A 15874-nucleotide genomic window follows, 5' to 3' on the forward strand; every position below is an offset into this window, starting at 1 on the left:
GGGCAAACTGCCTGCGCGGGCTGGTCGGCGCATCTGGATTTCAGCGGAAAATCGCACGCAAAACACTCCTGAACATTGCTTCGCTCTTCGTGACGAGGCGCTTTTCAACAGCCTGCTAGGTCTTTGACGGCGTGCCAGCTTGAGAGCCGCAGAATTTATTAAAATAGGTAAATGTTACCCTCGCTACCTTATGTAATTTTGCACAAGAAAAAATAAGATAGTATTCCGAATAAATCTCGTAAAACTATAAGTGCTTTACTATCCATCCACTTTTGGCTTAAAATAAAAAAGCCGATTCGTTCGGTAAACAAAAAATTGCTGCGTACTCACCGCTTGGTGGGCAGCCCATAAACCTGCCAGATTCCCATTTGCTGGTTTAGAAATTCGCGCCTTTTCAATGAAGGTGTATCGAGACGCCAAGGCATTCATGATGCCGAAGCTTGTCTCTCATGTCGTTTCGACGACGTCTAGTCGGTCTCCGTAGCCTATGTCAGGCCTTCGGAACAGATCGTTACAGCGCAAGGCAGCTATAAGTTGTCATGCTTGACCGCGATGTGCATTGTTTCGCGCATCGCTGCCGACCCAAAAGGGAGCATGAACGTGGCGAAGCATTATCAAAAATTTATTCTCGGGGTGGTCCTGATCGCTGCGCTCGCAGCCGGTCTGGTCTGGTGGATCGGCCTTGACGTCATTGCCGACTACCAGGACGATCTCCAGTACTACGTCATCGCGCACCTGAGTCTGGTCGGACGCTCGATGGTGCTCGCGCTCTTCACCGGTATTCCGGCGGGAATCGTGTTGAGCCGGCCCCTGTTCAGCAAGCAGGCCGAACGCGTGATGCAAATTTTCAATGTTGGCAACACGCTGCCGTCGCTGGCCGTACTGGCGCTGTCGATGGCGGTGCTTGGCATCGGCGATCGCCCGGCGGTACTTGCGTTGTGGCTCGCGTCGCTGTTGCCGATCGTGCGCAACACTTTCGAGGGACTGCGGCAGGTGTCGCCCGCGCTGCGTGAATCGGCCCGCGGCATGGGGATGACTCCGCTCCAATCCCTTTTCAAGGTCGAGCTTCCCAATGCGATGCCAGTCATCATGGGCGGCGTGCGTACCGCATTGGTGATCAATGTCGGCACTGCGCCGCTCGCATTCCTGATCGGCGCCACCAGCCTGGGCGCCCTTATTTTTCCCGGCATTTATCTCAACGATCAGAGCCAACTGCTGTTGGGCGCCGGCGGCACCGCACTGCTGGCGATCGTGCTCGATGGCCTGGTGGCCTTCGGCAGTCAACTGATGTTCGAGCGTCGCGGTCTATCGCGGTGATTGCGCGATGCAAGCCGGACGATTTCCGTCGTTGTTCATTTCATAAGGAATTCACAGTGAAAAAACTATTCACACGCTGCTCTCTCGCATTCGGGGCGCTGTTCGCCGCCGTTTTCAGTCTTCACGCCGCAGCGGCCGATATCACCGTGGGCGGCAAGAATTTCACCGAGCAGTTGCTGCTCTCCTCGATGACGTCTCAATACCTGGAAGCCAAGGGGTATTCAGTCGATTTGAAGAATGGTCTGGGCAGCGTTGTGATGCGTCAGGCCTTGGTCAACGGACAGTTGGATGTGGCGTGGGAGTACACCGGCACGGCGCTGATCGTCTACGACAAAATCAAAACCAAGCTCGATCGCGACGCGACCTACCAGACGGTCAAACGGCTCGACGCGAAACGCGGGCTCATTTGGCTCAACCCGGCCGATCTCAACGATACCTACGCGTTCGCAATGCAGCGCAAAGTGGCCGAGGCGGACGGCATCGACTCGGTGTCCGATCTCGTGAAGAAGCTCAAGACCGACCCCAAGGTCAAGAATTATGTATTCGCCTCGGACATGGAATTCGTCGGTCGTCCCGATGGTCTGCGGCCGATGGAAAAGCTCTATGGTTTCCGTTTCAAGCGCTCGCATGTCCGGCAGATGGATCCGGGCCTGGTCTACACGTCGCTGCGCGATGGTCAGGTTCAGATCGGGCTGGTCTACACGACCGACGGCCGCAACAAGGGCTTCGACTTCAAAGTGTTGAAGGACGACAAGCATTTCTTCCCCGCCTACGCGGCAACGCCCGTGGTGCGTGAGGCCACGCTGAAGAAATATCCGAAGCTGGCCGAACAGCTCAACGCCCTGTCGGCCAAGCTCGATGACAAGGTAATGACGAAGCTCAACGCTGAAGTGGACATCGACAAGCAGCCGGTGAACAAAGTGGCCGCAGACTTCCTGCGCGCGCAAGGCCTGATTTGAGTATCACGACACCGCTCTTTGATTTGAGCCGGACTTGCCCATGGACATCCTGACATACCTGCTCGCCAACCTGCACCGCATTCTGCATCTGACGCTTGAGCACGCCATGCTGGTGGGTGTGGCAGTCGGCTGCGCCGTATTGATCGGGGTGCCGTTGGGCATCCTGGTCACGCGCTACCGGTGGCTGTCGGGTGCCGTGCTGGGATTGGCCACCGTCGTGCTGACGATTCCGTCGATCGCACTTTTCGGGCTGATGATCCCGGTGCTCTCGCATATCGGGCAAGGCATCGGCTATGCGCCTGCGGTAGCGGCCGTATTTCTGTATGCATTGCTGCCGATCATGCGCAACACCTGTCTGGCCTTGCAGCACATCGACGCGAGCATCAAGGAGGCCGGCATCGGGATCGGCATGACGTTCTGGCAGCGTCTGCGGTTGGTCGATTTGCCGTTGGCCGTGCCCGTCATTCTGGGCGGTGTGCGCACTGCGGTCGTGATGAACATCGGCGTCATGGCGATTGCCGCCGTGGTCGGCGCGGGCGGCCTGGGGGTGCTGATTCTGCGCGGCATCAGTCAGAGCGATATTCGCCAGTTGGTGGTCGGTGCGGTGATGGTCAGCCTGTTGGCGATCGTCGCTGACTGGCTGCTCAATCGCCTGCAGCGCGCCCTTACGCCCAAAGGAATTCGATAATCATGATCAGACTCGAGCAACTCACCAAGACCTTCTCCCAGAAGGACGGCACCCAATTCACGGCGGTCGACTCCGTCAGCTTGACCGTCCCGGAGGGCGAGATCTGCGTTTTCCTTGGGCCTTCCGGTTGTGGGAAAACTACCTCGCTGAAAATGATCAATCGGCTGATTCCTCCAACCTCCGGAAAGGTGTTTCTCAATGGAGAGGACACCACTGGCATCAATGCCGTCGAGTTGCGCCGGCATATCGGCTATGTGATTCAGCAGATCGGCCTGTTTCCCAATATGACGATCGAGGAAAACATCACCGTCGTGCCGCGTTTGCTGGGCTGGGATCGCAAGCGTTGCCGAGCGCGCGCGATCGAGTTGATGGCGATGGTTTCGCTCGACCCGAAGCAATACCTCGGCCGCTACCCGCGCGAGCTGTCGGGCGGGCAGCAACAGCGTATCGGCGTAATTCGCGCGCTGGCCGCGGATCCGCCGGTGCTGCTGATGGACGAACCGTTCGGGGCGGTCGACCCGATCAACCGGGAATCGATCCAGAATGAGTTTTTCCAAATGCAGCGCCAGCTCAAGAAGACCGTCATCATGGTCAGCCACGACATTGACGAGGCGATCAAGCTCGGAGATCGCGTGGCGATATTTCGCCAGGGCAAGCTGGTTCAGTACGATCACCCCGATAAAATGCTGGCACAGCCGGCGAACGACTTCGTTGCCACCTTTGTCGGCCATGACCGAACGCTCAAACGGCTGCTGTTGGTGCGTGCCGAGGATGCCGCTGTGCGACAGCCCACTATCGATGCGAATCGTCCGCTACAGGACGCCTATGCGATGATGGACGAATTGGACGCTCGCCATCTGGTCGTCACCCAGCAAAGCGGTCATACGCTGGGGTACGTGGCGCGGCGCGATGCGCGCGGCACGCAAGGGACCTGTGCCGAGCGGGTGCGTCCGTTCAAGGCCGTTGCCGCGCCTGACGACAATTTGCGCATTCTGCTCTCACGTATGTACGAGCACAATTTGGCGTGGTTGCCGGTGCTCGACGTGGCGGGCGCATATCTTGGCGAGGTCACACAGGACTCAATCGCCGATTATTTGAGCTCCGGCCGCTCCCGCGGCGAGGTGTCGAGTGTTTTGACACCGCAGGCAGTGCCGGTCCGCGCAGTCCCTGCGTGAGATTCGTCGCCACTCATCCCCCCGAGCTTAAAACCAACGTTCATCGGAGTTGCCTGGATGTGGTTGAATGCCATTGAGCATTTTTGGGCCGACCCGCTGGCCCGTGTGGGCTCCAGTCTGACGTTACTCGTTCTGGTGGCGTATTTCCTTTACTGGATTTCGCATCGGTTGTTGCTCCGCGCGATGCGGGTGGTCGTACTGCGCACCTCCTGGCGATGGGACGACACCATGCTCGACGCCGGCGTGTTCCAGCGCCTGGCGCAGATGGTGCCGTTTCTCGTTATCCAGGGCGGCATCGATCTCGTGCCTGATGTTCCGGCCCGCGTCGACCAGATCATTCGCAACGTTGCGCTCTCCGGTGCCGTGCTGTTCGGCATGCTCGCGCTCAGTGCTGCGCTGAGCGCCCTGCAAGTTGCCTACGCGGCAACGCCTCACGCCCGCACGCGCTCGATCAAGGGCTACGTGCAACTCGGCAAAATCGCCGTCTTCGTGTTCGGTGGCGTCGCGATTATCGCGACGCTGGTCGATCGCTCGCCGTGGCTTTTGCTGTCCGGGCTGGGTGCGATGTCGGCGGTGCTGCTGCTGGTGTTCAAGGACACACTGCTGTCGCTGGTCGCGAGCGTGCTGCTGACCTCCAACGATATGCTGCGCGTGGGCGACTGGATAGAAATGCCTCAGGTCGGCGCCGACGGCGATGTCATCGATATTGCGCTGCATACCGTCAAAGTGCAGAACTGGGACAAGACCATCACGACGATTCCCACCTGGCGCCTGATTTCCGAAAGCTTCCGCAATTGGCGCGGCATGCAGCTGGCCGGTGGGCGCCGCATCAAGCGAACCTTGCGAATCGATACGGCCAGCGTCCATTTTCTTGACGAGGCCGCCGTCGCGCGGCTGGCGGCGCTGCGTTTGCTCACGCCTTATCTCGAGAAAAAGCGCGAAGAGCTCGAGGCCGCCAATCGCAGCCTGGGCGATAGCGCGCAATTCGCCGCGAACCGTCGACGTCTGACCAACATCGGGACATTCAGGGCTTACATGAGCGCCTACCTGCAGGCCCACCCGGACGTGCACCAGGAGATGACCTGCATGGTGCGATCCCTCGAGCCCGACGCCAACGGCATCCCGATCGAAATTTATTGTTTCACGCGCACCATCATCTGGGGCGACTACGAGCGTATTCAGGGCGACATCTTCGATCACCTCCTGGCGATCCTGCCCGAATTCGGCTTGCGCCTGTATCAGAATCTGGGGGGCGCCGACATGCGCCTGACCTGGATGCAAGGCGAGGCGAATTCGTCGGTGTCGGCGCGGGCTGCCTGAGCGGGCCGGCCAAGGTCGGGCGCGCAAAAAAACAGGGCTTTCGCACACCACGTGCGAAAGCCCTTTTCACTGGCCAAAGATGCGGATTGCCGTGCTATCAGGCCGCTTCGGCGAGCGATGGATAGTCGATGTAGCCGCGCGCGTCGCCGCCGTAGAGCGTGCTTTTATCGAGCGGGTTGAGCGGGCCGCCGGTTTTCAGGCGTTCGACAAGATCCGGATTCGAAATGAACGGCCGACCGAAAGCGATCAGATCCGCCGCGTTGGTGGTACGCGCCTGCACGGCCAGCGGCAGGTCGTAGCCGTTGTTGGCCATGTAAATGCCGTTGAAAATGCGACGCAGCTTTTGCAAGTCGAAGCCGCCTTCGACCGTGCGGGGACCGCCGGTAGCTCCTTCGACGACGTGCAGATAAACCAGGTTGAAGCGATTCAGTTGTTCTACCAAATAGGTGAACAGCGGCTCGGGATTGCTATCGGCGATATCGTTGGCCGGGCTGACCGGCGAAATGCGAATGCCCACGCGCTCGGCGCCCCATACATCGACGACCGCTTGCGTGACCTCCAACACCAGGCGGGCACGGTTCTCGATGCTGCCGCCGTAGGCGTCGGTGCGCAGATTGGTTTTGTCGCGCAGGAATTGATCGAGCAAATAGCCATTGGCCGCGTGGATTTCCACACCGTCGAAGCCGGCGCGCTTGGCGCACTCTGCCGCATGGCGATATTGCGCGACGATGCCCGGAATCTCCGCTGTCTCGAGCGCGCGAGGTGTCACGTGCGGCTGGAACCCGGTCTCGGTGAAAGCCTTGCCATTCGGCGTCACGGCCGACGGGGCCACCGGCAGCGCGTTGTCCGCCTGCAGCGACGGATGCGAAATGCGCCCGACGTGCCACAACTGGCAGAAAATGCGACCGCCCTTGGCGTGTATGGCGTCGGTCACCAGACGCCAGCCGGCGACTTGCGCCTCGGTGTAGATCCCAGGGGTAAATGCGTAGCCCTTGCCCTGCTGAGAGATATTGGTGGCTTCGCTCACGATCAACCCGGCGGAGGCGCGCTGCGCATAATACTGGGCGTTCATGGGGCCGGGCGCGTCGCCCTGTCCGACGCGGCTGCGGGTGAGCGGCGCCATGACGATGCGATTGCGCAAGGTGATCGGGCCGAGTTGCACCGGATCGAAAAGATCGGTCTCGGGATTTTGCGGATTGGCTTGGTTCATTGCAATAGTTCCTCTTGGATGGGATCGCCTTGCATATCAGGCGAGCGAAGTTGAATTCGTTTGCGGTTGGCCCCGGTTGATGCGCAACACCAACAGCGCGCCCACCAGGCAGACGCCGCCGGCGAGCATCGAGGCAAGCGTGTAGGTGCCCAGGCTCGCCCGTAAAATGCCGGCCACAAGCGCGGCAGTCGCCGCGCCCAGCTGGTGGCCAGCGACAATCCAGCCGAAAACTACCGGTGCCGCCGCTTTGCCGAACACGTCGGTCGTCAGCCGCACCGTCGGCGGCACCGTGGCGATCCAGTCAAGCCCATAGAAGAGGGCAAACACCGGCAGGCCGAAAAAATCGAGGCCGAAAGCATACGGCAGGTAAATCAGCGACAAGCCGCGCAAGCCGTAATACCAAAACAGCAGGACGCGGCTGTTGAAACGGTCCGAGAGCCAGCCCGACATCGTCGTGCCGAACAGGTCCAGTATGCCCATGGTGGCGAGAATGCTGGCTCCGCGCACTTCCGACAGGCCGTGGTCGCCGCACATGGCGATGAAATGCGTGCCGATGTAACCATTGGTGCTGGCGCCGCAAATGAAAAAACTGAAGAAGAGTAGCCAGAAATCGCGCTTGCGAGCGGCATGAAAGAGCGTGCGAAAGGCGTTCGTCAGCGGATTGCCAGGGCTTGCCGCAGCGGTGTCGTCGTGCGTGGCGCCATAGGGGCGCTGTGCCACCGCAGCCGGCCGCTCCGGCAGGAAAATGGCAACCAGCGGCAGTACCGCCGCGCATATGGCGGCTACCATCAGGACCACGGGTCGCCAGCCGTGATGCTCGATGATTGCTGCCATCATCGGCAGGAATACCAATTGACCGGTGGCCGAGCTGGCGGTGAGCAAACCCATGGCGAGCCCGCGATGGGTGCTGAACCAGCGGTTGACGATCGTCGCGGAGAGCGTGAGCGCGGCGACGCCGGTGCCGCCGCCGACCAGCACACCCCACAGCAGCACCATTTGCCAGGGTGCGCTCATGCGCGCGCTCAGAGCGGTCCCGAATGCCAGCACGGCGAGTGCGCCGACGATCGTCGGACGCACGCCGAAGCGCTGCATCGCGGCGGCCGCGAAAGGACCGGTCAGGCCGTACAGCGCCAGGTTCACCGAGATGGCGAGCGAAATCGTCGCGCGGCTCCAGCCGAATTCGTGCTCGAGCGGCACCATCATGACGCTGGGCGTCGCACGAATGCCGGCGGTTGACAGCAACACCAGAAACACGATGGCCACGACAATCCACGCGTAGTGGATGCGCCCGGCACTCCAGTTGGCCAACGCTTTCATGATGGATTCCTTGGACTCGATGAATTGCAATACGCGACACAGCGACGGTGTTACTGATCGGTCACATTGAGCTTGCAATCATATGAACCGATCGGTAACATGTCAAGCGAAAGCAGGAGATGCATACCGATGCCAGCCAAGCCGGCCACCCCGAAGAAAGAATCCAGACCCGCTCGCACCAAGGCGGCCAGGACGGTCGTGCCCGGCGATCAGGCGCAAGCGCATCTGCTCGAGGCGGCGATGGAGCTGTTTCAGCGCGAAGGAATTCATGCGGTGGGGGTCGACGCGGTGGTCAAGCGAGCCGGCGTCAACAAGATGTGCCTTTATCGACAATTCGCCTCGAAAGACGAACTGATCTTGGCTTACCTCAAGCGCCAGGACGAGGCCTGCCTGGCGCGCCTGGACCAGAGCATCGCATGCCGTCCGGGCGAGCCGCGGCGGCAACTCGAGCAGATTTTCATCGACTTGGCGCAACGCGCCAGTTCCCCCGATTATCGCGGCTGCCCGTTCATCAACGTGGCGGCTGAGTTTCCGGAACGCGATCATCCGGCGCGAAAACTGGTGGCGGCCAACAAGGCCGCGCTCGTCTCGCGGCTTACCGCGCTGGTGGAGGCCCTGCCGGTGTCTGACCCGACCTCGCTGGTCAACACGCTCGCGCTGCTGCTCGAGGGCGCTTATGCGGCGAGTCAGACCTTCGGTGCCGGCAACAGCCCGCTGGCGACTCTGCCGACTGTGGCGGCCCAGTTGATCGACGCGGCGATCGCGTCCAGCGCGCCAGCCGTCGCCGGCTGAGATTTCCAGCCAGGGCTCTGGCCGCGGGGTTATCCGTGAATCACAACGAGGATGCCGCGCGCCGCGCCTTTGCCGGCATTGCGGATCGCGTGAGCGTGATCCGCCGGATAGCGTGCCGTCTCGCCGGCCTTCATTTTTTGCGCAGCCTGGTCGACCTCGATGTCGACCGCTCCCTCCAGCACCGTGAAGTGCTCGCGCGTGCCCGGATCGTGCGGGTCCGACACCAGCGCCCCGCCGGGCTGCAGCAGCAGTTCATACCATTCGAATTTCCCGGCCAGGTCCATCGGCCCGAGAATCTTCAGCGTGTAGCCATGATCGGGACCCGCCAGCGTCGGCGTCTCATGCTTGCCGATCGTCTTGATCAGCGCCGGCTCATTTTGCGGCGCGCCGCCCAGCAACTGATCGAGCCGTAACCCAAGCGCATTGGCCAGGCGCCAGGCCACCGCGATGGTGGGGTTGGCCATGTCGCGCTCGATTTGCGAGAGCATCGATTTGGATACCCCCGACGCGCGCGACAGCGTCTCCAGCGTCATCCCGCGCTCCTTGCGCAGTTGCTGGATGATCTCCCCCAGACAGGGCGGCGTTGCATGGGACGAAGTGATTTCGCTTGCCATCGAATTTCCTGAATACTAGAATATTTCAATATATTGGAAATTATTCAATATAAAGAATTTATTCATTAAGATGAATGCCTGCATGGTAGCAGAGCCGCCGCGCGGAAGCGCGGTTGCCGGCGCCGGGCCGGCGGCACAATCAAGCGAGCCAGATCCATGAGCAAAAACGATCCACAGCATTTCTATCGCCATCTGGACGAGCGGCTGGACGAAGCGCGCGCGCAGGGGCTGTTCAAGCAGGAGCGCGTGCTGATGTCACGCCAGGGACCCCGGGTTCTGTGCGATGACGGCGTCACGCGCATCAATCTGTGCGCCAATAACTATCTGGGCTTGTCGGGCAGCGAGACGCTGGTGCAGGCGGGCATTCAAGCCCTGAAGGATTACGGCTTCGGTTTGTCGTCGGTGCGTTTCATCTGCGGCACGCAGGGGCCGCACAAGGCGCTCGAGAAGCGGCTGGCCGAGTTTCTCGGCACCGAGGATGCGATTCTGTATGCCGCGGCATTCGACGCCAATGGCGGCGTGTTCGAACCGCTGTTCGACGCCGACGATGCAATTATCTCGGACGAGCTCAATCACGCGTCGATCATCGACGGCATTCGTTTGTGCAAGGCCAATCGCTATCGCTACAAGCACAACGACATGGACGATCTGGCGCGGCAACTCGCGGCGGCGGATTCGCACCGTTTCAAGCTGATTGTCACCGATGGCGTGTTCTCGATGGACGGCACGGTGGCGCAGCTCGACAAAATTTGCGCCCTGGCCGAGCAGCATGGCGCGTTGGTGATGATCGACGAGTGTCATGCCACCGGATTCATGGGCGATACGGGCCGAGGCACCCACGAGCACCATCATGTGATGGGGCGCGTCGATATTATTACCGGCACGCTCGGCAAGGCGCTGGGCGGCGCTATGGGCGGTTTCACGGCGGGGCGCAGGGAGCTGATCGAAACGCTGCGCCAGCGCTCCCGCCCGTATCTCTTTTCCAATAGCCTGGCGCCGGCCATCGTCGGCACTTCGCTGGCCGTGCTCGATCAATTGACGCAATCATCGGAGCTGCGCGATCGCCTGCACGCCAACACGGCGTTCTTTCGCGATGCGATTCAAAAACTCGGCTTCACCATCAAGCCGGGCATGCATCCGATCGTGCCGGTCATGCTGTTCGAAGCGCCGCTGGCACAGCGGTTTGCGCAGCGGCTTTATGAACTCGGCGTGCTGGCCACGGGGTTTTTCTATCCCGTCGTGCCGCTGGGGCAGGCGCGCGTGCGCGTGCAAATGTCCGCCGCGCATAGCCGGGACGATCTGACACAGGCCTTGGCCGCGTTCGAGCAGGCGGGCAGCGAGCTGGGCATTCTCAAATAAAAGGGGCGACAGATGGAACGTATATTGGTGATCGGCGCCAATGGCCAGATCGGCAGCGAATTGGTCGCGGCATTGGCCGGCACGTTCGGCGCGGGCAATGTGATTGCCTCGGATATCGCCGCCCACGGGCCGCAACACCCCGTGTGTTACGAGCCGCTCGATGTGCTGGATCGGCAGCGCCTGGGCGCACTGGTCGAGCGCCACCACATCACGCAGGTCTATCACCTGGCGGCGCTGCTCTCGGCGACCGGCGAGGCTCGGCCGATCCAGGCCTGGACGCTCAATATGAACGGCCTGCTCAATGTGCTCGAGCTGGCGCGGGAGAGGCCGCGCCTGCGGGTGTTCTGGCCGTCGTCGATCGCGGCCTTCGGCCCGCACAGCCCGGCGCTCGAGACCCCTCAGTTGGCAGTGATGGACCCGACGACCATCTACGGCATCAGCAAGCAGGCGGGCGAGCGGCTATGCGAATACTATTTTCATAAGTTCGGCGTGGATGTGCGCAGCGTGCGCTATCCGGGCGTGATCAGCTACAAGACGCCGCCCGGCGGCGGCACCACCGATTACGCGATCGACATCTTTCAGGCGGCCAAGCGCGACGGCGCCTACACCTGTTTTCTCAAGCCTGACACCGTGCTGCCGATGATGTACATGCCCGACGCGGTGCGGGCCACGCTGGAACTGATGGCGACCGACGCGGCGGCGATCCGGGTGCGCTCGGCCTACAACGTCGCCGGCATGAGCTTCGACCCGGCGACACTGGCCGAGGCGATCGGCCGCCGCGTGCCGGGGTTTGCCATCACCTATGCGCCGGATTTTCGCCAGGCCATCGCCGACACATGGCCGCATACGCTGGACGATACCTACGCTCGCTACGACTGGGGCTGGCGGCCCGCCTTCGATCTCGAGGCGATGGTCGACGACATGCTGGCCAACGTGCCATTGACCTGGCGCGGCGAAGCGCTCGATCACGCGGCGTGACGCCGCTGCCGCCGCACGCATCAGGCCACGGTGGCCGGCATCGTATGTCCGAGTGCGGCGGCGATGACCATCACGCCGATCATCAGCCATGCCTCGATGCCCAGCAGCCGCCTGAATACCGTCAGCGCATCGGGGTCGCCGCGCCGCACGTGCTGCAGGTAGCGCAGCCTGTTGAGTGCGGCGATCATCAGGATGCCAACTACCGCGATCACTTTGACGCATAACAGCCAACCCCATAACCCGCTGGTCAACGAGGCGAGCGAGCCGCCGAGTCCCCAGTAAGCATTGGCGATGCCGGTGCCGAGCGCGACCGGAAACGCCAGCGTTGCCAGATGCGACAGGCGCGACGTATCGCCAGCCGCGCGGTCGGGCGTGGCGGCGAATGCGCGACGCAGCGGCCAGGCCGCAACGACCACCACGCCCACCCACACGCTGATCGCCAGCAAGTGCACGGTTTGCACCAGTTCGGCGGCAGAGAAGTTGCCACCGTCTGCTGCGTGCGAGGTGCCGGCGTGAGCATATGCCATCGCTGTCAACGCCATCACGACCAATAAGTTCGCGATCGCATCGGCAAGCCGGTTGCGAGCCGCCATCGATGAGACGATCCATGCCGCCAGGCCGGCAGCCACGCCAATGAGCCACATCGCGCCGTAGTGCGAGGCGCTGAGCACCACTGGCATCTCGGCGAGCGCCGAGCTTAAGGGCAAGCCCGACATTGCGCTGGTCTGCAGCGGCAAATAAATTGCTTGCAGCACCAGCCACGCAAGCGACGCCGCCGCGCTCACGCGCCATCGCGCCGGGCCGCCCAGACCGAGCACGACGGCGCCCACGGCCAGCGCGAACGCGAGATCGGCACCCGCAGCGAGCGCGATTTGCGCGCAGCCCAGCAGTGTCATATCGTGCAGCACGTTACTTCACGCTGAACGAATATTCGCCATGCGTTCGGTGGCCGTCCAATGCTACGGCCGCCCAATGGGCCGTGTAGCGTCCCGGCGACAGCGCCGGTAGCGCGAGCGTCATGAGCTTGTGGTTGTGGGCGGCTACCTGTGACTTGTTCTTGGTCACTGGTTGCCCCTTGGCATTGGTCACGGTGAGCGTGCTGAAAGCGGGTTCCAGCGGATCGTCGAAGGTGATGCTGACTTGCTGGGGGGCGGCCACGGTCGCGTTCGGCGCGGGGACTTCCTTCTGCGGCATGGCGTGGGCAAAGGCGCTGCCGGTAAATGCAACAGTGGCAATGAAGGCGGCCAGCGGCGCCAGGCAACGGTACCAGCGGTAATTGAGTTGATTCATGATGAACTCCTGAGTGACAAAAAGTGCGACCGGCCGATCATCGTCGGCGCCGCATCGTCAAGGAAATATGGGTATCACCGCGCGCCTGCGCCGTGCACGTTGGCACGTCGGGACGCGAAGCGTGTGGTGTGCCGCGATACGCGGCGGCATTTCGGATCAGGAAAAAAACGGCGGCGCGCGCGGTTGAGCGTGGGCGTGACGGGGTGTGCGCTCGGCCCCGTCGAGACGTTTGGCGTTGACAATCTGCAACGTCCAGACCGTGGCGGCAAACGCAACCGGGCGGGCAAGCGGCAATGCCGGCAAGTGGGCCAGCAGGTTACAGTAGCCACATACTTGGCAGTCCGCCAGGCCGGCCCCGGGCACGCGCTTGCCGTGCCCGCTCTCGCCGGCTTTTCTGGGGGCGGACTGCGCCGAGCACGACGCGCTTGCCAGGATTTCCGTGAGCGCGCTCGATGCGCGGTTCGCGGCGAGCACGTGCGAAATCTCCGGGGCGAGCATCGCCATCAGGATTGAAAACAATCCCAATACGACTCCAAGCTTGCGGTGAAAACGGCTGAGCATCGGCCAGTGCGTGTCAATAACGAACGATCCGGCGCGATCATAGCACGCGGTTTTTGCTCGTCAGGACGGTATGACGGTGGGTTGCGCCAAGCCGGGCAATGCCGCCAGATGAGCGGATGCGGCCACATTCAGGCGCAACGCACCGATGCTGCGCGCCTTGCCTGGCATCGGAGAGCGGCGATTTTTTGTAATCTGCGGCGGATTGCCGCAGCGAGAGAATGGGGAATGTCAGAGCGGCGGGACGTCGCCGACCGCGCGTCTGGCATGGCCAATCCGGGCGCAAAAAACGAAAGGGGTTCACATCGCTGTGAACCCCTTCGAGATTTGGTGGCGAATCAGGGACTCGAACCCCGGACCTGCGGATTATGATTCCGTCGCTCTAACCAACTGAGCTAATTCGCCGTAGACGGGCGATTATAAGAAGGCGGCCTGGCAAAGTCAACAACCAAATGCGGCTTTCTCAGGCCGGCTTTGCCCGGGCGATTCTCCCGGGCTTGCGCGCTAATCCTGGGCGTAGATATCGGTGTTTTTGGTTTCCTTGATGAACAGCGTTCCGATCACGAAGGTGACCAGCGCAATGATGATCGGGTACCACAGCCCGGAATAGATGTCGCCGCGCGCCGCGACGATGGCAAACGCGGTGGCGGGCAGAAAGCCGCCGAACCAGCCGTTGCCGATGTGGTAGGGCAGCGACATCGACGTATAGCGGATGCGGGTGGGGAACATCTCGACCAGCATCGCGGCGATCGGGCCGTAGACCATCGTCACGAAAATCACCAGGATGGCCAGGATCGCGACGATCATCGGCTTGTTCATCTGGGCCGGGTCGGCTTTGGGCGGATAGCCATCCGCTTTCAGCGTCGAGGTCATCGCCTGGTCGAACTCTTTCGCCTTGGCTTTGGCGTCGGCGTCCTTGCCGTTATACGCGGTGATGATCTTGTCGCCGATCTTCACCTGCGCAATGCTGCCGGCCGGCGCGGCCTCGTTGCTGTAGTTCAGCCCGGCTTTGGCGAGGGTGCTCTTGGCGATATCGCAGGAACTGGTGAATTTGGAAGTGCCGACCGGATTGAACTGGAACGAGCATTCGCCGGGATCGGCGATCACGGTGATCGGCGCGCGCGCCAACGCCGCTTCCAGCGCCGGATTGGCGTAATGGGTGAGCGCCTTGAAGAGCGGAAAGTAGGTGAGCGCGGCGATCAGGCAGCCGGTCATGATGATCGGCTTGCGCCCGATACGATCCGACAGTGCGCCGAACACAATGAAAAACGGCGTGCCGATGAGCAACCCCAGCGCGATCAGGATGTTGGCGGTATTGCCGTCGACCTTGAGCGTTTGCGTCATGAAAAAGAGCGCGTAGAACTGCCCCGTGTACCACACCACGGCTTGTCCGGCGGTCAGGCCGATCAGCGCGAGGATGACGATTTTCAGGTTTTTCCATTGGCCGAACGATTCGGTCAACGGCGCCTTGGAGGTCTTGCCTTCCTCCTTCATGCGCTTGAAGGCAGGCGATTCGTTCAATTGCAAGCGGATCCAGAGCGAGACGGCCAGCAGCACGATCGACAGCACGAACGGCACGCGCCAGCCCCAGGCGCCGAACGCATCCTCGCCGAGCACGGTGCGGGTGCCGAGGATGACCAGCAGGGAGAGAAACAGGCCGAGCGTCGCGGTGGTTTGAATCCACGCGGTGTAGGCGCCGCGGCGACCCGCCGGGGCGTGCTCGGCGACGTAAGTGGCGGCGCCGCCATATTCGCCGCCGAGCGCCAGGCCCTGCAGCAGGCGCATGCCGATGAAAATGACCGGGGCGGCAATGCCCCATGACGCATAGCCGGGCAACAGGCCGACCACCAGCGTCGAGAGGCCCATCAGCGTGATGGTGACCAGGAACGTATATTTGCGGCCGACCAGATCGCCCAGGCGGCCGAACACGAGCGCGCCGAATGGCCGCACCGCGAAGCCGGCGGCGAACGACAGCAGCGTGAAAATGAAAGCCGCCGTCGGATTGATCCCCGAGAAGAAATGCTTGCTGATATACGCGGCCAGCGAGCCGGCGAGATAGAAGTCGTACCATTCGAACACGGTGCCGAGCGACGAGGCGAAAATGACTTTGCGTTCCTCGCGTGTCATCGGCGCGCGGGCAGCGGCAAGGGTGGCGGTTGCCATGAGGTTGTCTCCAGATATATTTATTTATGGATATGAATCGACGATCAAGCCGTCCCGTCGATTATTGGCTGGCAACCTTACCGGGCGCTGACGTGAAACTGACGCAAAACTGACGATGCGCCAAAGACGAAAAG

Annotated in this window: 15 protein-coding genes and 1 tRNA gene; 8 read left to right on the plus strand and 8 right to left on the minus strand. The window is 61.8% G+C overall.

Going from position 1 to position 15874, the window contains the following annotated elements; translation table 11 throughout:
- Positions 1 to 594: 594 nt before the first annotated feature.
- The 5 genes from EPN80_RS07600 to EPN80_RS07620 are packed head-to-tail and all read left to right on the plus strand — an operon-like array spanning position 595 to position 5459.
- Positions 595 to 1317, plus strand: coding sequence for an ABC transporter permease (locus EPN80_RS07600; RefSeq protein WP_293025445.1), 723 nt, complete (start codon positions 595 to 597; stop codon positions 1315 to 1317).
- Between the two features lie 56 nt (positions 1318 to 1373).
- Complete coding sequence (locus tag EPN80_RS07605; protein ID WP_047214952.1) at positions 1374 to 2276, plus strand: glycine betaine ABC transporter substrate-binding protein; 903 nt, start codon at positions 1374 to 1376, stop codon at positions 2274 to 2276.
- A 40-nt stretch (positions 2277 to 2316) separates the two neighbouring features.
- Positions 2317 to 2964, plus strand: coding sequence for an ABC transporter permease (locus EPN80_RS07610; protein ID WP_047214951.1), 648 nt, complete (start codon positions 2317 to 2319; stop codon positions 2962 to 2964).
- A 2-nt stretch (positions 2965 to 2966) separates the two neighbouring features.
- Positions 2967 to 4139 (plus strand): ABC transporter ATP-binding protein, encoded by a 1173-nt coding sequence (locus EPN80_RS07615; protein ID WP_047214950.1) that lies wholly within the window; start codon positions 2967 to 2969, stop codon positions 4137 to 4139.
- A gap of 57 nt (positions 4140 to 4196) precedes the next feature.
- On the plus strand, positions 4197 to 5459 hold the full coding sequence (locus EPN80_RS07620; protein ID WP_293025449.1) for a mechanosensitive ion channel family protein: 1263 nt from the start codon (positions 4197 to 4199) through the stop codon (positions 5457 to 5459).
- A gap of 97 nt (positions 5460 to 5556) precedes the next feature.
- Here EPN80_RS07620 and EPN80_RS07625 read toward each other — a convergent pair whose 3' ends face one another.
- Complete coding sequence (locus EPN80_RS07625) at positions 5557 to 6669, minus strand: alkene reductase (protein ID WP_293025451.1); 1113 nt, start codon at positions 6667 to 6669, stop codon at positions 5557 to 5559.
- A 36-nt stretch (positions 6670 to 6705) separates the two neighbouring features.
- A complete protein-coding gene (locus EPN80_RS07630) occupies positions 6706 to 7986 on the minus strand; it encodes an MFS transporter (protein WP_293025453.1) in 1281 nt (426 codons plus the stop codon).
- 129 nt (positions 7987 to 8115) lie between these two features.
- On the opposite strand from EPN80_RS07630, the gene EPN80_RS07635 reads away from it, so the two are divergent.
- Entirely contained in the window at positions 8116 to 8778 is a 663-nt protein-coding gene (locus EPN80_RS07635; protein ID WP_083566812.1) for a TetR/AcrR family transcriptional regulator, read from the plus strand.
- 29 nt (positions 8779 to 8807) lie between these two features.
- Here the strand turns inward: EPN80_RS07635 and EPN80_RS07640 are convergent, their stop codons facing one another.
- The gene (locus EPN80_RS07640; RefSeq protein ID WP_293025458.1) at positions 8808 to 9392 is read right to left on the minus strand and encodes an XRE family transcriptional regulator; all 585 of its coding nucleotides are present in this window, start codon (positions 9390 to 9392) and stop codon (positions 8808 to 8810) included.
- Between the two features lie 156 nt (positions 9393 to 9548).
- On the opposite strand from EPN80_RS07640, the gene kbl reads away from it, so the two are divergent.
- Entirely contained in the window at positions 9549 to 10751 is a 1203-nt protein-coding gene (kbl, locus tag EPN80_RS07645) for a glycine C-acetyltransferase (protein WP_293025460.1), read from the plus strand.
- Between the two features lie 12 nt (positions 10752 to 10763).
- A complete protein-coding gene (locus EPN80_RS07650; RefSeq protein ID WP_293025462.1) occupies positions 10764 to 11729 on the plus strand; it encodes an NAD-dependent epimerase/dehydratase family protein in 966 nt (321 codons plus the stop codon).
- Positions 11730 to 11749: 20 nt separating this feature from the next.
- On the opposite strand, the gene EPN80_RS07655 is transcribed toward EPN80_RS07650, so the two are convergent.
- The 5 genes from EPN80_RS07655 to EPN80_RS07675 form a co-directional block, all read right to left on the minus strand.
- The gene (locus tag EPN80_RS07655; protein WP_293025464.1) at positions 11750 to 12637 is read right to left on the minus strand and encodes a CopD family protein; all 888 of its coding nucleotides are present in this window, start codon (positions 12635 to 12637) and stop codon (positions 11750 to 11752) included.
- A gap of 1 nt (position 12638) precedes the next feature.
- Positions 12639 to 13019: a copper resistance protein CopC gene (locus EPN80_RS07660; RefSeq protein WP_293025466.1), complete on the minus strand. Its 381-nt coding sequence runs from the start codon at positions 13017 to 13019 to the stop codon at positions 12639 to 12641.
- Positions 13020 to 13175: 156 nt separating this feature from the next.
- Positions 13176 to 13580 (minus strand): DUF2946 domain-containing protein, encoded by a 405-nt coding sequence (locus EPN80_RS07665; protein WP_293025468.1) that lies wholly within the window; start codon positions 13578 to 13580, stop codon positions 13176 to 13178.
- A gap of 325 nt (positions 13581 to 13905) precedes the next feature.
- A tRNA-Met gene (locus tag EPN80_RS07670) sits at positions 13906 to 13982 on the minus strand.
- A 99-nt stretch (positions 13983 to 14081) separates the two neighbouring features.
- Positions 14082 to 15740 carry an MFS transporter gene (locus EPN80_RS07675; protein ID WP_293025470.1) on the minus strand — a complete coding sequence of 553 codons (1659 nt, stop codon included), beginning with the start codon at positions 15738 to 15740 and terminating at the stop codon, positions 14082 to 14084.
- Positions 15741 to 15874 lie beyond the last annotated feature (134 nt).

The organism is Pandoraea sp. (assembly GCF_004297875.1).
Taxonomy (GTDB): domain Bacteria; phylum Pseudomonadota; class Gammaproteobacteria; order Burkholderiales; family Burkholderiaceae; genus Pandoraea.

Excerpts from the sequence above, each read along its gene's own strand:
- EPN80_RS07600 (WP_293025445.1), top strand. The coding sequence starts at position 595 with ATGAACGTGGCGAAGCATTATCAAAAATTTATTCTCGGGGTGGTCCTG.
- EPN80_RS07610 (WP_047214951.1), top strand. The coding sequence starts at position 2,317 with ATGGACATCCTGACATACCTGCTCGCCAACCTGCACCGCATTCTGCAT.
- EPN80_RS07615 (WP_047214950.1), top strand. The coding sequence starts at position 2,967 with ATGATCAGACTCGAGCAACTCACCAAGACCTTCTCCCAGAAGGACGGC.
- EPN80_RS07620 (WP_293025449.1), top strand. The coding sequence starts at position 4,197 with ATGTGGTTGAATGCCATTGAGCATTTTTGGGCCGACCCGCTGGCCCGT.
- EPN80_RS07625 (WP_293025451.1), bottom strand. The coding sequence starts at position 6,669 with ATGAACCAAGCCAATCCGCAAAATCCCGAGACCGATCTTTTCGATCCG.
- EPN80_RS07630 (WP_293025453.1), bottom strand. The coding sequence starts at position 7,986 with ATGAAAGCGTTGGCCAACTGGAGTGCCGGGCGCATCCACTACGCGTGG.
- EPN80_RS07635 (WP_083566812.1), top strand. The coding sequence starts at position 8,116 with ATGCCAGCCAAGCCGGCCACCCCGAAGAAAGAATCCAGACCCGCTCGC.
- EPN80_RS07640 (WP_293025458.1), bottom strand. The coding sequence starts at position 9,392 with ATGGCAAGCGAAATCACTTCGTCCCATGCAACGCCGCCCTGTCTGGGG.
- kbl (WP_293025460.1), top strand. The coding sequence starts at position 9,549 with ATGAGCAAAAACGATCCACAGCATTTCTATCGCCATCTGGACGAGCGG.
- EPN80_RS07650 (WP_293025462.1), top strand. The coding sequence starts at position 10,764 with ATGGAACGTATATTGGTGATCGGCGCCAATGGCCAGATCGGCAGCGAA.
- EPN80_RS07660 (WP_293025466.1), bottom strand. The coding sequence starts at position 13,019 with ATGAATCAACTCAATTACCGCTGGTACCGTTGCCTGGCGCCGCTGGCC.
- EPN80_RS07665 (WP_293025468.1), bottom strand. The coding sequence starts at position 13,580 with ATGCTCAGCCGTTTTCACCGCAAGCTTGGAGTCGTATTGGGATTGTTT.
- EPN80_RS07675 (WP_293025470.1), bottom strand. The coding sequence starts at position 15,740 with ATGGCAACCGCCACCCTTGCCGCTGCCCGCGCGCCGATGACACGCGAG.